This is a genomic window from Micromonospora sp. CPM1, from assembly GCF_023896895.1.
GTDB classification, from domain to species: domain Bacteria; phylum Actinomycetota; class Actinomycetes; order Mycobacteriales; family Micromonosporaceae; genus Micromonospora; species Micromonospora tulbaghiae.
Genome location: NZ_JAMHIU010000012.1, coordinates 124,322 through 143,389 on the forward strand (window position 1 = coordinate 124,322; position 19,068 = coordinate 143,389).

The window sequence follows — 19,068 nt, forward strand, 5'->3', positions numbered from 1 at the left end:
GGTGGTGTCGTCCGCGATTTGTTCAGCGGTTGAATTAAATGGCGGCGATGTGGCAGTGTCAAGAGGTGACAAGCACCAGCACCGCCGGGGCGGTCCGGCAGGGCAGCCTGCGCGAGTTGAACCTCGCGGTGGTGCTGCGGCGGATCGCCGCCGCCGAACGGCCGCCCTCGCGCGCCGGGATCGCCGCCGACACCGGCCTCACCCGGGCCACCGTCTCCGCCGTGGTGGACGACCTGATCGCCGGCCGGCTGGTCGCCGAGGCGGAGCCGGAACCGCGTACCGGGGCGGGCCGCCCGGCCCGGGGCCTCGTGCTCGCCTCCGACGGCCCGGCCGGGCTCGGCCTGGAGGTGAACGTCGACTACCTGGCGGCCTGCGTCGTCGACCTCACCGGCACGGTCCGGCACCACCTGGTCCGCCGCGCCGACCTGCGCCCGGTCTCCCCCGCCGACGCGCTCGCCCGGCTCGCCGCGCTGGCCGCCGAGGCGCGCGCCGCCGCCGTACGCGACGGGCTGACCCTGGCCGGCGCGGCGCTCGCCGTGCCCGGCCTGGTCGGCGACGGCGGCCTGGTCCGGCTCGCGCCGAACCTCGGCTGGCGGGACGTGGACGTGCCGGCGCTGCTCGCCGGTCATCCGCTGGCCGAGCCGGTCGACGGGGTGCCCCCGCTGGTGGTCGACAACGAGGCGAACCTGGCCGCACTCGGCGAGCTGTACGCCGGCCCGGCCGGCGCGCGCAGCTTCCTGCACGTCACCGGCGAGATCGGCATCGGCGCCGGGATCGTGCTCGACGGGGCGCTCTACCGGGGCGCACGCGGCTGGAGCGGAGAGATCGGTCACTTCCCGGTGCAGCCGCAGGGCCGGCCGTGCCGCTGCGGCGGCCAGGGCTGCCTGGAGCGGTACGCGGGCCAGGAGGCGATCCTCGCCGCCGCCGGGCTGCCCGGCGCGGAACTTCCGGCGGACACCGCCGCCACCCGGCTCGCCGACCTGGCCGAAGCCGGTGACCCGGCCACGCTGACCGCCCTGACCGACGCCGGCACCGCCCTCGGGATCGCCGTCGCGGGCGTGGTGAACCTGCTGGATCTGGACACCGTGGTGCTCGGGGGCGGATACGCCCGGCTCGCGCCCTGGCTGCGGCCGACGGTGGAGGCGGAGGTCTCCCGGCGGGTGCTCACCGCCGGCTGGGCGCCGGTCACGGTGCGTCCGGCAGTGCTCGGGGCGCAGTCCGCGGCGGTCGGCGGCGCCGGCTCGGTGGTCCGCCGGATCGTCGACCGGCCGGTGGGCTGGCTGGCCCGGACCGCCTGATCCGGGATGATCCTGGACGGGCATTCGGCGTCTGCGCTCGGTACGCTTGCCGCCAGGCAACATGTCGCCGAGTGAGGGGTGCACCGACAGCATGCGCAGGGGTCGACCGACCGAAGCGCCCGGCCACCGGAGGTGACCGCCGCGCGCCGGGGCGGTGTCGCCGGGCCGGTCAGCGGCGGTGGACACGCCTCGCGGAGACGGCCCCGGCGGGTTGCCGAGGCCGCGCTGCCGGCTGACGACCACCTGGCCCGGGAGCTGCTGGACGGGCTCGCCGAGGCGGTCGTGACCGTCGACCACGGCGGGGTGGTGACGCTCGTCAACGCGATGGCCGCCGACCTGCTCCCCGAGGTGACGCCCGGCGTCGACCTGAGCGCGTGCCGGGTGCCGGCGCTGGCCGACGCGGCCGCCGCCGGTTCGGACGCGTTCGAGACCGACCACCGCGGCCGGCGGCTGCGCGGCGTGCGGCGCCCCCTGGCCGACGACCGCAGCGCCTGGTACGTCCGGGACGTCACCGAGGAACACGCGCGCACCGACGCGCTGCTCGCCGAACGGTCGCGCACCGCGTTCCTCGCCGAGGCGGGCAGCCGGCTCGGGCTGTCCCTGCACCGCGAGCAGACGCTGCGTACCGCCGTGACGCTGCCGGTGCCCTACCTGGCCGACGCGGCAGTCGTGGTGCACCGCCCGCCGCCACCCGCCGAGGACCAGCCGCACTGGATCCGGTACGCCACCGGCGACCCCGGCCCGGTCACCGGCCTGGCCGGCTGGCCCACCGTGGAGTCGGTGCCCGGCCTGGTCGAGGCGCTCGACGGCGACCTCACCGAACCGAGCCCCTGGCTGGACGCCGAGCTGGCCGACCTGGCCGAGGTGCTTCCCGCCGGATTCGGCCGCCCGGGCACCGTGTTGATCAGCCCGATGCCCAGCGCCGGTGGTCCGGCCGGCGCGCTGGTGCTGGCCCGCCGCCGGGAGCGGCCCGGTTTCGACAGCCGGGAGATCGGCCTGGCCCGGGAGTTCGCCGGCCGGGCCGGCGCCGCGCTGGCCGCGGCCGAGCTGTACGGCGAGCAGGCGCACCTGGCCCGGGTGCTCCAGAACAGCCTGCTCCCGCCGGCGCTGCCCCGCCTGCCCGGGATGACGCTCGCCGGCGGTTACCGCGCCGCCGGGGACAGCCTGCGCATCGGCGGCGACTTCTACGACCTGTTCCCCACCGGCGACGGCGGTCTGTTCGCGCTCGGCGACGTCTGCGGCAAGGGCGTCGGCGCGGCCGTGCTGACCGGCCGGGTCCGCCAGTCGCTGCAGACCCTGCGCCTGGTCGAGCAACGCCCCCGGGAGCTGCTGGAACTGCTCAACCGGGCGCTGCTGGACGCTCCCGACGCGGCCCGCCGGGCCCAGTTCACCACGCTCCTGCTCGGCGCGCTGCGCCGCGAGCCGGACGGCGGGCTGCTGATCCGGGTGGCAGGTGGCGGGCACCCGTCGCCGCTCGTCGTCCGCGCCGGCGGCGGCGTCGAGACGGTCCGGGTGGGCGGCATGCCGGTGGGCGCGCTCACCGACGCCCGGTTCGCCGACACCGAGGTACGGCTGGCGCCGGGTGACCTGCTGCTGGCGTACACCGACGGGGTGACCGAGGCCCGGGGCGGCCCGACCGAGCCGGCCATGTTCGGCGACGCCCGGTTGCGTCAGGCGCTCGCCACCGGCGCCGGGCTTCCGCCCGCCGCGCTCGTCGACCGGGTGCTCCAGCTCGTCGACGAATGGCTGGACGGGCAGCCCCACGACGACATCGCCATGCTCGCCGTGGCGGCCGGGTGACGCCGCCTGACCGCCCCACCCCCGCGGCCGGGCGCCGGATCGGGCCGGAGACGCTCGCCGCGTACCTCGACCGCCTGGACGCCGCCGACGGGGCCGGCGCGGTCGCGCTGGCGCGCGGCCTGCTGGCCGACGGCTTCTCGGTCGCGGACGTCCTGGTCGACCTGGTCGCGGCGGCGCAGCGGGAGGTCGGCCGGCGCTGGCTCACCGGCTCGTGGAGCGTCGCCCAGGAGCACGCCGCCACCCACGTCAGCGAGCAGGTGGTGGACGCGCTGGGCGCGACGGTCGGCCCGCCGCGGCGCGGCCACGTGGTGATGGCCTGCGTGGAGGGCGAGTGGCACGCGCTGGCCGCCCGCATCGTCACCGAGGTGGTCCGGGCGGCGGGCTGGCGGGTCACGTTCCTCGGCGCCAGCGTGCCGGCCCGGCATCTGGTCTCCTACCTGCACCAGACCGGCCCGGACGCGGTGCTGCTGAGCTGCGTGCAGCCGAACCGGCTGGTCCGGGCGGCGCGGATGGTGGAGGCCAGCCGCGCGGCCGGGGTGCCGGTCCTGGCCGGTGGACCCGGCTTCGGCCCGGACGGCCGGTGGGCCACCGCGATCGGCGCGGCGGGCTGGGGCGCCAGCGCCCGGGACGCGGTGGCGCTGCTGGAACGGCCGCTGTCGGCCGCGCACACCGGAGCGCCGCCGCCCCCGCCCGACGACTCGTACGTGGCGGTGCTGCACCGGCGGCGTGAGCTGGTCGGGCTCGCGCTCGCCACTGTGGACCCGCCCGAGGAGCACGCCGAGGACGCCGCCGCCGGCATCGCGCACCTGGTGGACGCGCTGATCGCGGCCGTGCGGGTGGACGACGACCGGCTGCTGCGCGACTTCGTCGGGTGGCAGGAGGAGGCGCTGACGTCCCGGGGCGGCCGGGCGCTGCTGGACGAGGTGCTCGGCACGCTGGAGCGGGCGCTCACCGAGCATCCCCGGGTGGTGGCCCGGTTGCGGGCCGCCCGCGAAGCCGCGCCGGACGATCCCGGCCCCGTCGGCTGAGTCAGGCGGTACGGGCCACCGGAGGTTCGCCGGACGGCCGGACCGGGTCGCCGATCCGTTCCCCGGAGGGCTGCAGCATCGGCCAGCCCTCCGCCACGGTGGCCTCGCCGCGCCGACCCACCTCGTCGAACTCGCGCATGCCGCGTACCAGCGCGGCCCGGCCCTCCGGGCTCATCCCGGCCAGGATCCGCTCCAGCCGGCGCCGCCGGTCGGCACGCAGCTCGGCGAGGAGCCGGAGGGCGGCGGGCGTGAGGTGCAGCGAGATCTCCCGCCGGTCGTAGCGGCCCGGCTCGCGCTCCAGCATCCCGGCCGCGACCAGCCGGTCGCACAGCCGGCTGGCGGAGGAGAGCAACATGTCGGTGAGCGTGGCGAGACGGCGGAGGTTGATGCCGTCATACTGCTCGACGACCATGATCGCGCGTAGCTGGGCACTCGACAGCCGGCTGGTGGTGCGCTCCCGGGCGGCCTCCCAGACGGCGAGCAGGGTGCCGGCCGCCTCGTCCAGGGCGGCGGACGTACTCGTTTCAGGTCCCCGGGGACCGCGCTCTTCGGTCATGGTGGGCCCGAGACTACTCCCCGGATCTGCCCGGCGACCTGTGCAAAGGAGCAAAGATGAGCGGAGCGGAGGGCCACGCGCGCCGGGTCCTGACCGAGGCGCCGACGGATCTCATCGTGGATCGGCTCGCCGCCGAGCTGGCGCGCACGTACGGCGTCACCCGCATCGAGCTCTACCAGGTCGACTACCGGCTCGCCGAGCTGCTGCCGCTGGGTGACGGCGCGGCGGTCACCGGCCCCGGCCACCCGGCCTGGCGCGCCTTCGACCACCAGGAGCCGGTGATCGCCGACGGCGTCGGCTGGTTCCCTGTCGGCATGCGCGGCGAACGCCGGGGCGTGCTCGAGGTCTCGCCGGTGCCCGCCGACCCGCACGCCCGCCGGGAGCTGGACACCATCGCCACGGTGCTCGGGCACGAGCTGAGCGCGGTCATGGCGACCACCGACATCTACCGGACGGCCCGGCGCAGCCGGCGGCTCACGCTGGCCGCCGAGATGCAGTGGGAGCTGCTGCCCGGGCGCAGCCGGATCCGCCCGTCGTTCAGCCTGGCCGGGCAGCTGGAGCCGGCGTACGCGGTGCGCGGGGACAGTTTCGACTGGTCCGACGACGGCCACCGGCTCTGGCTGGCGGTGCTGAACGGCTACGGCGAGGGGGTGGCCGCGGCGCTGCTCGCCTCGCTGGCCACGTACGCGCTGCGCAACGCGCGCCGGGCCGGGCTCGACCTGGCCGACCAGGCCGCGCTGGCCGACCAGGCGATCTACGCCCAGCACCGGGGCGAACAGCACGTCTCAGTGCTCCTGATCGAGCTGGACCTGGCCACCGGCGAGCTGACCGTGGTCGACGCCGGTTCGCCGCGGTTGCTGCGGCTGCGGGCCGGCGAGGTGACCGAGCAGGAGCTGGACAAGCAGTTCCCGCTCGGCATGTTCGAGGGCACCGACTACCGCCCGCAGCGGTTCCGCCTGGAGCGCGAGGACCGGCTCTTCGTGGTCAGCGACGGCGTGATCGAGGCCACCACCGAGCAGGTGCGCTACGGCGAGGTGGCGCTGGACCGGTTCCTGCGCCGGACCGGGCCGATGGAGCCGCTGGACGCGGTCCGGTCGCTGATCGGCGACCTGCGGGCCTTCGTCTCCGGTGACCTGGTGGACGACGCGGTCGTGGTCTGTCTGGACTGGCTGGGGCCGCAGCCCTGACCCGCCCCTCTCAGTACGCGCCGCGGCTGTTGACCACCGCGCCGAACGTCTTCCAAAGGATGGTCAGGTCGGCGGCCAACGACCAGTTCTCCACGTAGTAGAGGTCCAGCCGGATGCCGTCCTCCCAGCTCAGGTCCGACCGGCCGCTGACCTGCCAGAGGCCGGTCATGCCGGGCTTGACCAGCAGCCGGCGTGCCACGTCGCCGTCGTACCGGGCCACCTCGGACGGCAGCGGCGGGCGCGGGCCGACCAGGCTCATCTGGCCGAGCAGCACGTTGACGAGCTGGGGCAGCTCGTCCAGCGACCACTTGCGCAGCAGCCGGCCGACCCGGGTGACGCGCGGGTCGTCGCGCATCTTGAACATCAGGCCGTCGGTCTCGTTGCGCGCGGCCAGCTCGGCGAGCAGGGCGTCGGCGTTGACCACCATGGTGCGGAACTTGAAGACGCCGAACTCCTCGCCGCCCTGGCCGACCCGGGTCTGCCGGAACAGCACCGGACCGCGGCTGTCGATCTTTATGGCGAGCGCGATCACGATCAGCAGCGGCGCCAGCACGAGCAGGGCGATCGACGAGATCGACCGGTCGACGAAGCCCTTGACCAGCTTGCGGGCGCCGCGGAACTCGGGCGCCTCGACGTGGATCAGCGGCAGGCCGGCGACCGGACGGGTGTGAATGCGGGGGCCGGCCACGTCGGTGAGCGCCGGTGCCACCACCAGGTCGACGCCGGTGCCCTCCAACTGCCAGCCGAGGCGGCGCAGCCGCGTCGCGGTCAGCTCACCGGAGGCGGTGACCGCCACCGTGTCGGCGCCGATCGCGGTGGCCGCCTCCGGGATGCCCCGGAAGCTGCCGACCACCGGCACGTCGCCCAGCCGCTGCGGCACCGGGGCGAGCAGCGCGTCCGGGATGCACGCGCCGACCACCTGGTAGCCGGCGTACGGCTCCCGGCGCAGCGTGTGCACCAGCTCCAGCACGTGCGCGGTGTCGCCGACCACGAGCACCTTGCGGGACCAGCCGGCGCCCCGGTCGCGGGCCCGGTGCAGCCGCTTGCGGGCCGCGAACCGCGCCACCTCCAGGCCGATCGTGCCGACCGCGAAGGAGATGGCCAGGAAGCCTCGGGAGACGCCGACGTCGGCGATGTACCCGGCGATGGCGATGCCGCCGGCGAGTCGCATGCTGGCCGCGCTGACCCGGCGGTACTCGTCGGCGCCGTAGCCGAGCACCTGGTCGTCGTAGCACCGCATCGCCTTGAGCGAGACGAGCCAGACCAGCAGGAGCACCGGGGCGACCACCACGTACGGGATCTCGGAGCCGGTCGGTTCCTCGTCGCCGAACCGGGCCAGGTAACCGACCAGGATGGCCACGGCGAGCACGGCGGTGTCCAGCACCACCAGGACCCGGATGTAGGCCCGCTCCGCGGCTCGCGTCGTCTTGCCCGGGCGTTCACCACCGGGTCGCGACGACGTGGCAGGGGTCAACAGCGTCGCCGAGGTCACCGGCCCTCCCCACTTCGCTCAGGACCGCCCCGTCCCCGCCCGGCTCCGGTGTGGAGCCCGCGGTCGAGGCACCCGGTCATCATGCCTGGACAATTATGGTTACCGATTGATTCGGACGCATTACCGTCAGTTCCCATCCCGTGCCTTGACCCGGGAAGCCTTCCGCCGTACCGGATTTCCGGTACGGCGGAAGACTAGCGCTGAGCGTCAGGTCAGCGGGGGGCGGGCGGCCGCAGCGCGATCGCCCGGAGGAAGATCTCGCCGATCTTGCTGGGGTCGGTGGTGACGAAGGCGCCGCCGCCGGTGACCTTGGTGATCGACTCCAGCTCGGCCCGGTTCACCTCGGTGCCGATACCGATGATGACGACCTGGACCGGCTGCTCGTCGTCCTTCAGCTTGTTCAGCTGCTCCAGCAGCGCCTTCTGCGAGATGCCGTTGTCGTCCTCGTTCTTGCCGTCGGTGAACAACACGATCGAGTTGACCTTGCCCGGCTCCCAGTCCTGCTGCACCTTCTTGTACGCCGCGAGCATGGTGTCGTACAGGCCGGTGTCGCCGCTGGAGGGCTTGATCGAGGCGAGGCCGCGCTGGAGCGCGCCCCGGTTGCTGGACAGAGGCTTTATTCCGACCAGCTCGCTCCAGTCCTGCGAGCCCTGGAGGTTGGTGGAGAACGTCCAGAGGCCGATCGACCAGGAGTCGTCGAACAGCCCGAGGCCCTGGCTCGCGGCGGCGACGGTGACCTGCTCCCGGCTGGCGCCGTTGGCGGTCGCGACCGGCTTCTTCATCGAGCCGGAGACGTCGATGACACAGAGCATCCGGCCCGACTGGGTGGCCACCGACCAGGTCGTGGTCGCGGTCGAGATGGCACCGGGGTCGAGGTCGGCCGCGCCGCCCTGACCCGACGGCGGCACCTGGCTCGCGCCGCCGTTGGCCGGGCTCGGCGCGCCGGTCGGAGCCTGGAAACCCCGCCCCCAGTTGCCGTCCGGCGCGCGCAGCGCCTGCGCGGCGAGCCGGTCCTTGAAGGCCGGCGTACGCAACACCTCGAAGAGCACCTTGGCGGCGGACGCCTTGGCCGGCTCGATGCCGGGCAGCACCGCGAACGGGTAGTCCAGCGGGATCGGCGCCGGCTCCAGGTAGAGCGCGGCGAGCCGGATCGGCGGCTTGGTGCTGTTGTAGGCGATCACGTCCTCCTCGGACAGCGCCGCTGCCCCCAGCCCGTTGGCGATCGCCGTCGGGTCCGACGAGCGCGGGAACCGCGCGAGGAGGTCCTGCCGCAGCGAGGAACGGTTGGTCGCCAGCGCACGCAGCGCACCGACCATCGCCTCCTGTGCCTTCGGCGAGCCGGAGTCGCCGGTGGAGCTGGCCGCGGCGGTCAGCGACAGCAGGCCGGACAGGCCGGCCGCGTCCTGGGTCGGCTCGACGATCCCGGCCCGCAGCGGCTTGCTGGCGGTGACCTGGGTCAGCAGGTCGGACCAGCGCAGCTTCTTGTCCGGCCACCCGATGCGCGAGGCCACCGGCTCGGGCAGCGCCACCACGACCGGGCTGCGCGCGATCGAGGCACCGTTCGTCGGCGCGAACGCGCTGGCCCCGCCGCTCTTGAGCCGGACCAGCCAGGTCGACGAGTCCGGCACCCAGACGTCGGGGGTGACGGCGGTGCCGCTGGCCTGCCCGACGCCGGCGAGCGTGGCGCCGTGCTTGCTCGCCACCGCGGCGGCCACCTCGACCGACTCGGACGAGGAGACGTTCACCGCGATGCACGTTCCGCTCACCGCCGCGCCGTCGGAGACCCACTGGTCGGCGGCGGCGCGCACCGCGGGGGCGATCTCCGGGGCGGTCGCCACCGACAGCTCGAGCCGGCCCGAACAGTTCGGGCCGGCCAGCTGCTGGTAGCCGAACCAGGAGCCGGCTACGACGGCGACCAGAGCGGCCGCCACGGCGGCGGCACCTGCTCCGCGGAGGTGAGAACGCATGCGATGGCGGCCAGACACGGTGACCATCTTGCGTACCTCGTGGGGTTACCACCACAACCGTTCGGACGAAAGTTACGCAGCAGAAACAGTTGATCACCTAACCCATACGCTAAGTTACCAGTCAGTCATTTATGGTGATGTCAATCCACTTCGGACTATCATCCGGTCACCGTTCGGTCACGGCAGGACGCACGTCGGGCTCGCCACCGGCACCGGCTCCCCCACCGGCTCGGGCACCCCGCCGTCCGGATCGACCCGGAAGATCCTGATCATGTCGGCCCGTTCGTCGGCCACGTACAGGTGCTCCCCGGCGAACGCGAAGTGCCGGGGCCACTCGCCACCGGTGTCGACCTCGGCCACCAGCTCCGGCGCGGCCCCGTCCAGCGCGAAGACAGCGATCGTGCCCACGCCGCGGTTGCCCACGTAGAGGAAACGCCCGCCCGGCCCGACGGCCACCTCGGAGGGCTGGACGTGCCCGGTCCGGCCGCTGGCGTCGACACGCGCCGACTGCCGCGGCCCGTCCGGCGTCAGCTCGTACGCGGTGACTGTGGCGTCCAGCTCACCGACCAGCCAGCAGCGCCGCCCGTCCGGATGCCGGGCCAGGTGCCGGGGTCCGGTTCCGGGCGCCGTCCGCAGCCGCGGCTCCCGCTCGGCCAGCCGGCCGGTGGAGGCGTCGACGTCGTACCGGTAGACGGAGTCGGTGCCCAGGTCGACAGCGAGCAGCCCGCCCCCGGCCGGGTCGGGCGAGACCATGTGGCAGTGCGCGTGCTCCTGCCGCTGCGGGTCCGCGCCGTGGCCGGAGTGCCGGACCAGGTCGGTGCGCTCCCCCGGCACGCCGTCGGCGTCCAGGCCGAACACCGCCACGCTGCCGCCGCCGTAGTTCGCCACGAACAGGTGCCGCCCGTCCGGGGCGACCGCCAGGTGGCACGGCTCCGCGCCACCGGTCTCGCGAACGCCCAGCGGCGTGAGGTCGCCGTCCGGGGCCACCCGGAACGCGCTCACCAGCCCGTCGGGCAGCTCGTTGCACCCGTACAGCACCGGCAGCGCCGGGTGCCGCACCAGGAACGACGGCGACGGGGTCACCGCCACGACGCCCAGCGGGGTCAGCTCGCCGGTCGCCCGGTCCCGCCGGGCCGCCACGACGCCCTCGGCCCGCCCGCCCGTCTCCGCCGTGTAGCCGCCGATGTGGACGATCTCGTCCTGCCCGGTCACCGCTCCCACCTCTCGTCGGTCCTGCCTGCGATCCAACCAGAGGCTTCCCGGTGGCGCGCCCGGTCAGTCCCGCCGGGCCCGACGGATCGGGCGCGGGGTGCTCAGCCCACCGGCACCGGCTCGCCGCGCTGCCGCGCCACGTGCTCGACCAGCGAGATCAGCACCAGCTTGCCGGACTGCCGGTCCCGGGCGTCGCAGAGCACGAGCGGGACGTCCGGGTCCAGGTCCAGGGCGTCGCGGACCGCCTCCAGACCGAACCGGCGGGAGCCCTCGAAGCAGTTGACGCCCACCACGAACGGGATGCCCCGCTGTTCGAAGTAGTCGATCGAGGGGAAGCAGTCGGCCAGCCGCCGGGTGTCGGCGAGCACCACCGCGCCGAGCGCGCCGAACGCCAGCTCGTCCCAGAGAAACCAGAACCGGTCCTGGCCCGGGGTGCCGAACAGGTAGACCTGGAGGTCGTCGTTGATGGTGATCCGGCCGAAGTCCATCGCCACCGTCGTCGTCGACTTCTGCTCGACCCCGGAGACGTCGTCGGTGCCGAGCCCGGCCCCGGTCAGGACCTCCTCGGTCTGCAACGGCCGGACCTCACTCAACGCGCTGACCAGCGTCGTCTTTCCGGCGCCGAAACCACCGGCGATGAGGATCTTCAGAGCCAGCGGCACCCGGGGCGCCCCCGGCTCCCGGTCATAACGCACGGAGTCCACTGACCACCGCCTTGAGGATGTTGTCGTCGGGCAGGTACGCGGTGGCCGGTGGCCGGTGCACCGCGACGAGCTCATGGGCGAGAAGGTCGCCGAGCAGCACCCGGACCACGCCCACGGCGAGGTCCAGGTCGGCGGCGAGGTCGGCCACGGCCTTCGGCCGCCGGGCCAGCTCGATCAGGCGGCGGTGCTCCGGCTGGAGCCCGGGCGTGCCGGCCGGGTCCGCGCCGGGGGCGGCGAGCACGAACGCCAGCAGGTCGAAGCCGTCGACGGGTGGGCGTACCCGGCCGCCGGTGAGCGTGTACGGGCGCACCACCGGGCCGGCGTCGGCGTCCAGCCACTCGTGCTGCGGCCCCGGCGACTCAGCGCGCATCGGTCCGCTCCCCCGCCACCCGGCTCGGCGCGGCCAGGTTCTCCCCGACCCGGATGACGAGCATCGCCATCTCGTACGCCACCAGGCCGATGTCGGCGTCGGCGTCGCTGGCCACCGCCAGGCAGGCGCCCTGCCCGGCGGCGGTCACGAACAGGTAGGCCGACTCCATCTCCACCACCGTCTGGCGGACCGCGCCGCCGCCCAGGTGCCGGGTGGCGCCCTTGGCCAGCCCGGAGAAGCCGGACGCCAGCGCGCAGAGGTGTTCCGCGTCGGTGCGGTCCTGGTCGGTGGAGGCGCCGAGCAGGAGCCCGTCCGCCGAGAGCACCACCGCCTGGCGGGCGGCGGGAACACGCTCCACCAGGTCGTCGAGCAGCCAGTCGAGATCGGCGTTCTGCCGCGTCGTGTGCACCACTAGGCGTCCCTCTCAGTCGCGGTTCGTTGGTCCGGCGCCGGCGGGGCGGGCTCCACGGCCGGCCCCGCGGTGGTGGACGGCGTACCGGTGTCGCGCGGTTCGGTGGCGGGGGTGGCCGGGCCGGTTCCGGCGGCGCGCGATCCGTCGCGGCGTCCGCGCGCGGTGCCGGCCTGCAACGCCGACATGGCCCGGCGGGCCTCCTCCGGGGTGCGGTGGGCCGGGGTGTCGGCGACCGCCGCGCGAGGACGCGCGGTCGCGCCGCGGCGGCGGATCCGGCGGGGCAGGCCGTCGTCGTCGGCGGGTGGTTCCACAGTCGAGGCGCGCGCCGACTGCAACGGGACGACTGTGTTCTCCGACCGGTCCCGGCCCGGCCGGGTCGGCCGCCCCGGCCGGGGCACAGTGGTCAGCCGGGTCACCTTGGCCAGGCGCCGGCGTTCCGGCCCGGCGGAGGCGTCCGCGCCCACCGGCGGCTCGTCGGTGATCAGTTCCGACGGTACGAACACCGAGGCGACGATCCCCGCCGGGCGGGACGGCCGCAGCTCCACCCGTACGCCGTGCCGGGCGGCCAGGCGCGCCACCACGAACAGTCCCAGCCGGGCGCTGCCGGCCGGGTCGAACTCCGGCGGCTCGGCCAGCTTGCGGTTGGCCTCGGCCAGGGCCGGCGCGGACATGCCCAGCCCTCGGTCGGTGATCTCGATGGTGTAGCCGCCCGGGACGCTCCGGCCGGTGACGTCCACCCGCGTGCCGGGCGGGGAGAACGCGGTCGCGTTCTCGATCAGCTCGGCGAGCAGGTGGATCACGTCGCCGACGGCCCGGCCCAGCACCCCGGCGGATGCCACCTCGCCCACGTCGACCCGGTCGTACGCCTCGACCTCGGAGATCGCGCCGCGCATCACGTCGACAGCGGCGACCGGGCGCCGCCAGCCGCGTCCGGGCGCGGCACCGGCGAGGATGACCAGGTCCTCGGCGTGCCGCCGCAGCCGCGTCGCCAGGTGGTCGACCTGGAACAGTCCGGCCAGCTCGTCCGGGTCCTCGGTACGCCGTTCCAGCCGGTCCAGCAGCGCCAACTGCCGGTGCACCAGCCCCTGGCTGCGGCGGGCGAGGTTGAGGATCACCTCGTTGAAGCCCCGGCGCAGCGTCACCTCGTCCACGGCGGCGCGGACCGCGGTCCGGCGCACCTCGTTGAAGGCGCGCGCCACCTGGCCGATCTCGTCGCCGCCGTGGTCCAGCTCGGGCGCCTCCCGGGCCACGTCGACCTCCTCGCCCCGGCGCAGCCGCGCGACCACGTCGGGCAGCCGGCGTTCGGCCACCTCGGTCGCGGCGGCACGTACGCCGGTCAGCCGCTGCGCCAGCGACCGGCCGACCCGCAGCGCCACCAGCACGCACACCACGATCGCGATCAGGCCCAGCACACCGGCGGCGGCGAGCTGGACGAGGATCCGGGTGGCCATCGGCACCGACCGCTCGGCGAGGGCGTCCGCGCCGCGCAGCTCGAAGTCGCGCAGGCTCTGCCACACCTCGGCGTGACCGGTGTCCCACGCCCGCATGTCGAACCGGGCGGGCAGCGCGGGCGAGCGGATCAGGCCGTCCTGGAGCGCGCGCAGCCGGAGGAACCCGGCGCCCTCGGTCATCCGCTGGTACGCGGTCCGCTCCCCGGGCGGCAGGTCGGCGACCGCGATCTCGGCGAGGAAGCGCTGGTTCTCGATTGTGCGTACGAGTTGCTCGTGCTCGCCCTCGGCGTACCGGCCCGCGGTGACGGCGCCGGCCAGCAGCGCGTCGGCCTGGCCGAGCAACTCCCGGGAGCGGCCCAGCGCGGTCAGCGCCGTGGCCTCCCGGTTGAGCTGCGCGTCGGGCAGCGCGGCCATGGCGCCGAACGCCTGGAACGCCGAGCCGATCATCCCGCTGTAGAGGCCGACGGCACCGGCCCGGTCGACCTTCCGGTCGTCGATGAAGGCACGCCCGGCGGGCAGCGCGTCGAGCGCCGAGACCAGTTGGTCGAGCCGGTTGTCGAGCTGGGCGTCGGCGACGTCACGCAGGTCGTCGCCGTCGACCTTGCGACGCAGCGCGACGATCGCGTCGTCGGTGCGTACCCGCTGCTCGGTCAGCTCGGGGAGGGCGCGGTCACCGGCGAGCTGGACCACCGACAGCCGCCGCTCCCGTTGCAGCTCCGCCACCACGGTCTCGCCCGGACGGCCCAGGTCGTAGAGGAGGGTACGCGCGGAGAGCAGGTCGAGCGCGGGCCCGAAGGTGAGCGTGGTGGCGAAGATCCACAACGCCAGCAGCCCGGTCACCGGGCCGATGACCAGCGCGGTCAGCTTGGCGCGGATCGGCCAGTCACGGGTGTTCAATCAGACCTCGCCCGGGAAGGTGTCGCTCGGTGGCGCCGGCAGCGGCCGCCGTTTCGCCGGCCACGACGCCGGGCCCCGGCCCGGACGCCTTGGGCAGGATACGTAATCCGGGGCGGATGCACTACCGGCCGTCTCGGCTCTCACTACGGTCCGAGACGGGCACGACGGGCTCAGTCGGACACCGCTGCGGCACCGGACGGCGGTCGCGGCAGCGCGCCTTTTCCCGGCCGGGGCGGAAAGTGCCGCACAACGGGATTGGCGATCACCCGCACGAGGGAATACCAACGTGCGAAGGAGGAGCCATGTCGTCCACCCAGGTAGTCGTCATAGTCATCGTCGTCGCCGTCATCGCCGCGCTCGTCGCGGTCGCCGTGGTCGCCAGCCGCCGCCGGGCGCTGCGGGAACGTTTCGGCCCCGAGTACGACCGGGCCGTCGCCGAGCAGGACAGCCGCAGCGCCGCCGAGCGTGAGCTGCGGGAACGCGAGCGCCGGCACGCCGAGCTGGAGCTGACCCCGCTGAGCCCGGAGTCCCGGGCCCGCTACGCCGCCGCCTGGGAGGAACTCCAGGTGCGCTTCGTCGACTCCCCCGCGGAGACCGTCGGCGAGGCCGACGAGCTGGTCAGCAGCCTGATCGCCGAGCGCGGATACCCCACCGGGGATTTCTCGGACCAGATCGCCCACCTCTCCGTCGAGCACGCCCGCACGCTCACCCACTACCGCGACGCCCACGAGATCCGGCAGCGCAACGAGCGCGGTGAGGCCGGCACCGAGGACCTCCGGCAGGCGCTCGTGCACTACCGGGCCCTCTTCGCCGACCTGCTCGGCGAGGACCCGGTGCACACCTCCACGCAGCAGCCGGAGCAGCGCCACCCCGACCCCGACCACGACCACGACCACGACGTCCCGAGCCGCTGAGGAGGCCGCCGCCATGCGCCAGGAGGAACAGCAGGTCACGCAGGACCACCCCGAGGCCGTCCGGTCCGCACCGGTACCGGTGCCGCAGCCGGGCGAGCACACCGACGCCGACCGGCGCGACGCCGACCGGGCCGACGTGCCCGAGGACGCGCTGGACGACCGGGGCACCTTCGACGACCCAGCGGTCGCCGACCAGCGGCGTGACGCCGAGGTCGACGAGACCCGCGCCTACGGCGCCGGGGAGCTGCGCGACGCGGCCGACCGGACCGACGACGACGGGCGGCCCCCGTTCCACGAGCCGGCGCCGCTGCCGACGGCGTTCGGCGCGGCCACGGTGGGCGACGCGGTCGCCGCCTCGGCCCTGGCGAGCGGCCGCCCGCAGGACGAGCGCGACGCGCGCGGCGAGGACACCGCTGCGCCGGGCGACGGCGCGCCGGGACGCACCGACCCGCTGGACGACGAGCGGGCCGACCCGACCGCCGGGGACCGCCTGCACGACCGGGACCGCTGGGACGCCGAGCACTCCGGCACCACCGACCAGGACGTCGACGGTGACGGCCGGGACGACCGCACGGTGGACACCGACGACCGCATCGACGGCGTCGCCCGGGACGACGCGGCGGCCGACGGCGCGGTCGGGTACGGCAGCGCCGAGCCGGGCCTGGTCGACCCGGACGCCGAGCCCGTCCCCGCCACCGACGACGCCGACCGGCGGCACGGGGTGGACACGGCCACCGCCGGTGCGGCGGCGGGCGCGGCAGCCGCCGGCACGGGCCTGGCCGGCGCGGCTCGGCCCGCACCCGGCGCGGTGCCGGCCGACGCGGCGACGCTGTTCGCGCCGGAGGCCGCACAGGGCTTCCGGGACCGCTGGCGCGACGTGCAGCTGCGCTTCGTGGACGACCCGCGCGCGGCCGTCGGCGAGGCGGAGTCGCTGGTCGAGGAGGCGATCGAGGCGCTCTCCACCGCCCTGCGCGAGCAGCGCACCCGGCTCGGCGCCTGGCAGGAGTCCGGCTCCACCGACACCGAGCAGCTCCGGGTGGCCGTACGCGGCTACCGCGACTTCCTGGACCGCGTGCTCGGCCGCTGAGAACCCCGTGACGAAGCCCCGGCCGGTGACCCGGCCGGGGCTTCCGCCCGTCCGGACCGAACAGCAGGTATGAAACTTCGCAATCGGGGTACGTGCGGTCAGCGGTGCACACGAGGGGAGCACGGGCATGGGCGGTGGCGGCCTGCGGCTGGACATGAACGCGGTGGACTACCTGATCCTCGCGCTCTATTTCGTCACGGTGCTCGGCGTCGGTTTCGCCGCCCGGCGCGCTATCCGCACCAGCGTGGACTTCTTCCTCTCCGGCCGTTCGCTGCCCGCCTGGGTCACCGGTCTGGCGTTCGTCTCGGCGAACCTGGGCGCGCTGGAGATCATCGGCATGGCCGCCAACGGCGCGCAGTACGGCATCATGACCGTGCACTACTACTGGATCGGCGCCGTGCCGGCGATGGTCTTCCTCGGCATCGTGATGATGCCGTTCTACTACGGCTCCAAGGTCCGCAGCGTCCCCGAGTACCTGCGGCTGCGCTTCAACCGCCCCACCCACCTGCTCAACGCGATCAGCTTCGCGGTCGCGCAGGTGCTCATCGCGGGCGTGAACCTGTACGCGCTGGCCCTGATCATGCAGGCGCTGCTCGGCTGGCCGCTCTGGTTCGCGATCATCGTCGGCGCGGTGATCGTGCTGGCGTACATCACCGTCGGCGGGCTCTCCGGCGCGATCTACAACGAGGTGCTCCAGTTCTTCGTGATCATCGCCGGTCTGGTGCCGATCACGGTGATCGGACTGGTCAAGGTCGGCGGCGTCAGCGGCCTGATGGACGCGGTCCGCGACTCCAAACTCGGCGAGGCCGGACTGCACGCCTGGGAGGGCACCGGCAGCACCGACAACCCACTCGGCGCGCACTGGCTGGGCATCGTGTTCGGCCTCGGCTTCGTGCTCTCCTTCGGCTACTGGACCACCAACTTCGCCGAGGTGCAGCGCGCGCTGTCCGCGCGGAACATGAGCGCCGCCCGGCGTACGCCGATCATCGCCGCGTACCCGAAGCTGCTCATCCCGGCGGTCACCGTGATCCCCGGCCTGATCGCCCTGGTCACGGTGAAAGGGCTGGGCGCCGACGAGGGCGATCTGGTCTACAACAACGCGATCCCGCTGCTCATGCGCGACCTGCTGCCGAACGGCGTCCTCGGCATCGCGGTCACCGGCCTGGTGGCCTCGTTCATGGCCGGCATGGCGGCGAACGTCAGCGGGTTCAACACCGTCTTCACGTACGACATCTGGCAGGCGTACTTCCGGCGGGACAAGCCGGACGAGTACTACGTCAAGGTGGGCCGGCTCGCCACCGTCGCCGCTGTGGTGATCGGCATCGGCACCGCGTTCATCGCCGCCGGGTTCAGCAACATCATGAACTACATCCAGGCGCTGTTCTCGGTCTTCAACGCGCCGCTGTTCGGCACGTTCATCATCGGCATGTTCTGGCGGCGGATGACGCCGCTGGCCGGGTTCTGGTCGCTGCTGTCCGGCACCGTCGTCGCGACCGCCACGTACCTGCTCTACAAGGGCGGCGTGATCAGCTTCAACTCGGACCTGGAGGAGAGCTTCTGGGGCGCGGGCCTGGCCTTCGCCACAGTCGCGGTGGTGGCCGCGATCATCACGCCGCTGACCCGGCCGAAGACCGACCGGGAGCTGACCGGACTGGTGTACGGCCTCAGCGACACGACGCTCGCCGACGACTCGCTGGCCGGCGACACCGCCTGGTACCGCTCCCCGGTGCTGCTCGGCGTCGTCGCCGTGATCCTCGCCGCCCTGTTCTACATCCCGGTCTTCTAAAGGAGGGGACGCACGCCATGGCAGACAACGCGGACCGCCACTACCAGGGCGGCGAGGCGCACGACCCGCTGGTCGACGAGACCGAGGACGCCCGGGAGGAACGCTCCGCCGCGGCCCGGCTGTTCGACATCCGCCGGGTCATCGGCGGCCTGTTCGTGGTGTACGGGCTGATCGTCGGCCTGATGGGGCTGTTCGACACGTCCGCCGAGATCGACAAGGCGCAGGGCGTCCGGATCAACCTGTGGGCCGGCGCGGCGATGCTGGTGTTCGGCCTGCTGATGCTGCTGTGGCAGCGGCTGCGCCCGACCGAGGCGCCGGAGCCGCAGCGCGACGAGTCCTGACCCCCTCCGCCCGCATGGCGCGGCCCGCACCGGGTAGGCCACGGGGATCACGCGAAGGGACAGGAGGGCAGCAGCATGACCGATCGTGACCGCGGTGGCGAGCGGCCGCTGGAGGAGACCCCCGAGGTGGCCGCGGCGGTGGACGACGACAGCACGGTGCCCCAGTTGCGCAACAGCGGCACCGACCCGGACAACCCCACCTTCACCGAGCCCGACGGCGCGGTGCCGGACACCGGGTCGCCGAACCTCATCGGTGACCCGTACGCGGCCGGGACCGGCGCGACCGGCACCGGCACCGGCGCCGCACCGGACGACATCCGTACCGGCGCCGAGCAGCCCTGGGACCCGGAGGACCTGGTGCAGGCCCGGGGCCAGGACGTGACGCCGGAGAACCTGGAACGGGCCCGCCGCGACCTGGCCGAACTGGGCCGGGCGGCGATCGAGCGCACCGTTCCCTGACACCGGAACGGCCGAGGGCCCCTGGCCGACGTGGGCGTCGACCAGGGGCCCGGGGAACCCGCGCGGCGGTGCCTCACTCCCGCCGCCGCGGGTGGTCCGGCCGCGAC

General features: G+C 74.4%; 17 protein-coding genes. 9 read left to right on the top strand and 8 right to left on the bottom strand.

Annotated elements, in window-relative coordinates; genetic code table 11:
* Nucleotides 1-38 precede the first annotated feature (38 nt).
* The 3 genes from M8C11_RS16890 to M8C11_RS16900 all read left to right on the top strand — a co-directional run bounded on the left by M8C11_RS16890 (nt 39) and on the right by M8C11_RS16900 (nt 4,126).
* Nucleotides 39-1,298, top strand: coding sequence for an ROK family protein (locus M8C11_RS16890; protein WP_252450356.1), 1,260 nt, complete (start codon nt 39-41; stop codon nt 1,296-1,298).
* 78 nt (nt 1,299-1,376) lie between these two features.
* A complete protein-coding gene (locus M8C11_RS16895; protein ID WP_252450358.1) occupies nt 1,377-3,098 on the top strand; it encodes a PP2C family protein-serine/threonine phosphatase in 1,722 nt (573 codons plus the stop codon).
* The gene (locus M8C11_RS16900) at nt 3,095-4,126 is read left to right on the top strand and encodes a B12-binding domain-containing protein (protein WP_252450374.1); all 1,032 of its coding nucleotides are present in this window, start codon (nt 3,095-3,097) and stop codon (nt 4,124-4,126) included. The genes M8C11_RS16895 and M8C11_RS16900 overlap by 4 nt, the downstream gene beginning before the upstream one ends.
* Nucleotide 4,127: 1 nt before the next feature.
* Here the strand turns inward: M8C11_RS16900 and M8C11_RS16905 are convergent, their stop codons facing one another.
* Nucleotides 4,128-4,682: a MarR family winged helix-turn-helix transcriptional regulator gene (locus M8C11_RS16905; protein WP_252450376.1), complete on the bottom strand. Its 555-nt coding sequence runs from the start codon at nt 4,680-4,682 to the stop codon at nt 4,128-4,130.
* Nucleotides 4,683-4,738: 56 nt separating this feature from the next.
* On the opposite strand from M8C11_RS16905, the gene M8C11_RS16910 reads away from it, so the two are divergent.
* A complete protein-coding gene (locus M8C11_RS16910) occupies nt 4,739-5,869 on the top strand; it encodes a PP2C family protein-serine/threonine phosphatase (protein ID WP_252450385.1) in 1,131 nt (376 codons plus the stop codon).
* A 10-nt stretch (nt 5,870-5,879) separates the two neighbouring features.
* Here M8C11_RS16910 and M8C11_RS16915 read toward each other — a convergent pair whose 3' ends face one another.
* The 7 genes from M8C11_RS16915 to M8C11_RS16945 all read right to left on the bottom strand — a co-directional run bounded on the left by M8C11_RS16915 (nt 5,880) and on the right by M8C11_RS16945 (nt 14,374).
* Entirely contained in the window at nt 5,880-7,361 is a 1,482-nt protein-coding gene (locus M8C11_RS16915; RefSeq protein WP_120573473.1) for a sugar transferase, read from the bottom strand.
* 212 nt (nt 7,362-7,573) lie between these two features.
* Nucleotides 7,574-9,328, bottom strand: a complete 1,755-nt coding sequence (locus tag M8C11_RS16920; RefSeq protein ID WP_252450387.1) for a substrate-binding domain-containing protein — start codon at nt 9,326-9,328, stop codon at nt 7,574-7,576.
* Nucleotides 9,329-9,505: 177 nt separating this feature from the next.
* Nucleotides 9,506-10,540 (bottom strand): beta-propeller fold lactonase family protein, encoded by a 1,035-nt coding sequence (locus tag M8C11_RS16925; RefSeq protein ID WP_252450397.1) that lies wholly within the window; start codon nt 10,538-10,540, stop codon nt 9,506-9,508.
* A gap of 101 nt (nt 10,541-10,641) precedes the next feature.
* Nucleotides 10,642-11,244: an ATP/GTP-binding protein gene (locus tag M8C11_RS16930; RefSeq protein WP_013288179.1), complete on the bottom strand. Its 603-nt coding sequence runs from the start codon at nt 11,242-11,244 to the stop codon at nt 10,642-10,644.
* Entirely contained in the window at nt 11,225-11,614 is a 390-nt protein-coding gene (locus tag M8C11_RS16935; RefSeq protein ID WP_120573470.1) for a DUF742 domain-containing protein, read from the bottom strand. Before M8C11_RS16935 ends, M8C11_RS16930 begins: the two co-directional genes overlap by 20 nt.
* Nucleotides 11,604-12,026 (bottom strand): roadblock/LC7 domain-containing protein, encoded by a 423-nt coding sequence (locus tag M8C11_RS16940; RefSeq protein ID WP_013288181.1) that lies wholly within the window; start codon nt 12,024-12,026, stop codon nt 11,604-11,606. Before M8C11_RS16940 ends, M8C11_RS16935 begins: the two co-directional genes overlap by 11 nt.
* Nucleotides 12,026-14,374 carry a nitrate- and nitrite sensing domain-containing protein gene (locus tag M8C11_RS16945; protein ID WP_252450407.1) on the bottom strand — a complete coding sequence of 783 codons (2,349 nt, stop codon included), beginning with the start codon at nt 14,372-14,374 and terminating at the stop codon, nt 12,026-12,028. Before M8C11_RS16945 ends, M8C11_RS16940 begins: the two co-directional genes overlap by 1 nt.
* 302 nt (nt 14,375-14,676) lie before the next feature.
* On the opposite strand from M8C11_RS16945, the gene M8C11_RS16950 reads away from it, so the two are divergent.
* From M8C11_RS16950 to M8C11_RS16970, 5 genes are all read left to right on the top strand, one after another.
* Nucleotides 14,677-15,288, top strand: a complete 612-nt coding sequence (locus M8C11_RS16950; protein WP_252450409.1) for a hypothetical protein — start codon at nt 14,677-14,679, stop codon at nt 15,286-15,288.
* Nucleotides 15,289-15,301: 13 nt separating this feature from the next.
* Entirely contained in the window at nt 15,302-16,375 is a 1,074-nt protein-coding gene (locus tag M8C11_RS16955) for a hypothetical protein (RefSeq protein ID WP_252450411.1), read from the top strand.
* Between the two features lie 127 nt (nt 16,376-16,502).
* Nucleotides 16,503-18,161 carry a sodium:solute symporter family protein gene (locus M8C11_RS16960; RefSeq protein WP_252450413.1) on the top strand — a complete coding sequence of 553 codons (1,659 nt, stop codon included), beginning with the start codon at nt 16,503-16,505 and terminating at the stop codon, nt 18,159-18,161.
* 17 nt (nt 18,162-18,178) lie between these two features.
* Complete coding sequence (locus tag M8C11_RS16965) at nt 18,179-18,502, top strand: hypothetical protein (RefSeq protein ID WP_091422840.1); 324 nt, start codon at nt 18,179-18,181, stop codon at nt 18,500-18,502.
* Between the two features lie 75 nt (nt 18,503-18,577).
* Nucleotides 18,578-18,961: a hypothetical protein gene (locus M8C11_RS16970; protein WP_091422838.1), complete on the top strand. Its 384-nt coding sequence runs from the start codon at nt 18,578-18,580 to the stop codon at nt 18,959-18,961.
* The last annotated feature ends 107 nt before the right edge of the window (nt 18,962-19,068 follow it).

Coding starts and splice junctions, on each gene's coding strand:
- M8C11_RS16890 (WP_252450356.1), top strand. CDS start 39: ATGGCGGCGATGTGGCAGTGTCAAGAGGTGACAAGCACCAGCACCGCC.
- M8C11_RS16905 (WP_252450376.1), bottom strand. CDS start 4,682: ATGACCGAAGAGCGCGGTCCCCGGGGACCTGAAACGAGTACGTCCGCC.
- M8C11_RS16910 (WP_252450385.1), top strand. CDS start 4,739: ATGAGCGGAGCGGAGGGCCACGCGCGCCGGGTCCTGACCGAGGCGCCG.
- M8C11_RS16920 (WP_252450387.1), bottom strand. CDS start 9,328: ATGCGTTCTCACCTCCGCGGAGCAGGTGCCGCCGCCGTGGCGGCCGCT.
- M8C11_RS16935 (WP_120573470.1), bottom strand. CDS start 11,614: ATGCGCGCTGAGTCGCCGGGGCCGCAGCACGAGTGGCTGGACGCCGAC.
- M8C11_RS16950 (WP_252450409.1), top strand. CDS start 14,677: ATGTCGTCCACCCAGGTAGTCGTCATAGTCATCGTCGTCGCCGTCATC.
- M8C11_RS16955 (WP_252450411.1), top strand. CDS start 15,302: ATGCGCCAGGAGGAACAGCAGGTCACGCAGGACCACCCCGAGGCCGTC.
- M8C11_RS16960 (WP_252450413.1), top strand. CDS start 16,503: ATGGGCGGTGGCGGCCTGCGGCTGGACATGAACGCGGTGGACTACCTG.
- M8C11_RS16965 (WP_091422840.1), top strand. CDS start 18,179: ATGGCAGACAACGCGGACCGCCACTACCAGGGCGGCGAGGCGCACGAC.
- M8C11_RS16970 (WP_091422838.1), top strand. CDS start 18,578: ATGACCGATCGTGACCGCGGTGGCGAGCGGCCGCTGGAGGAGACCCCC.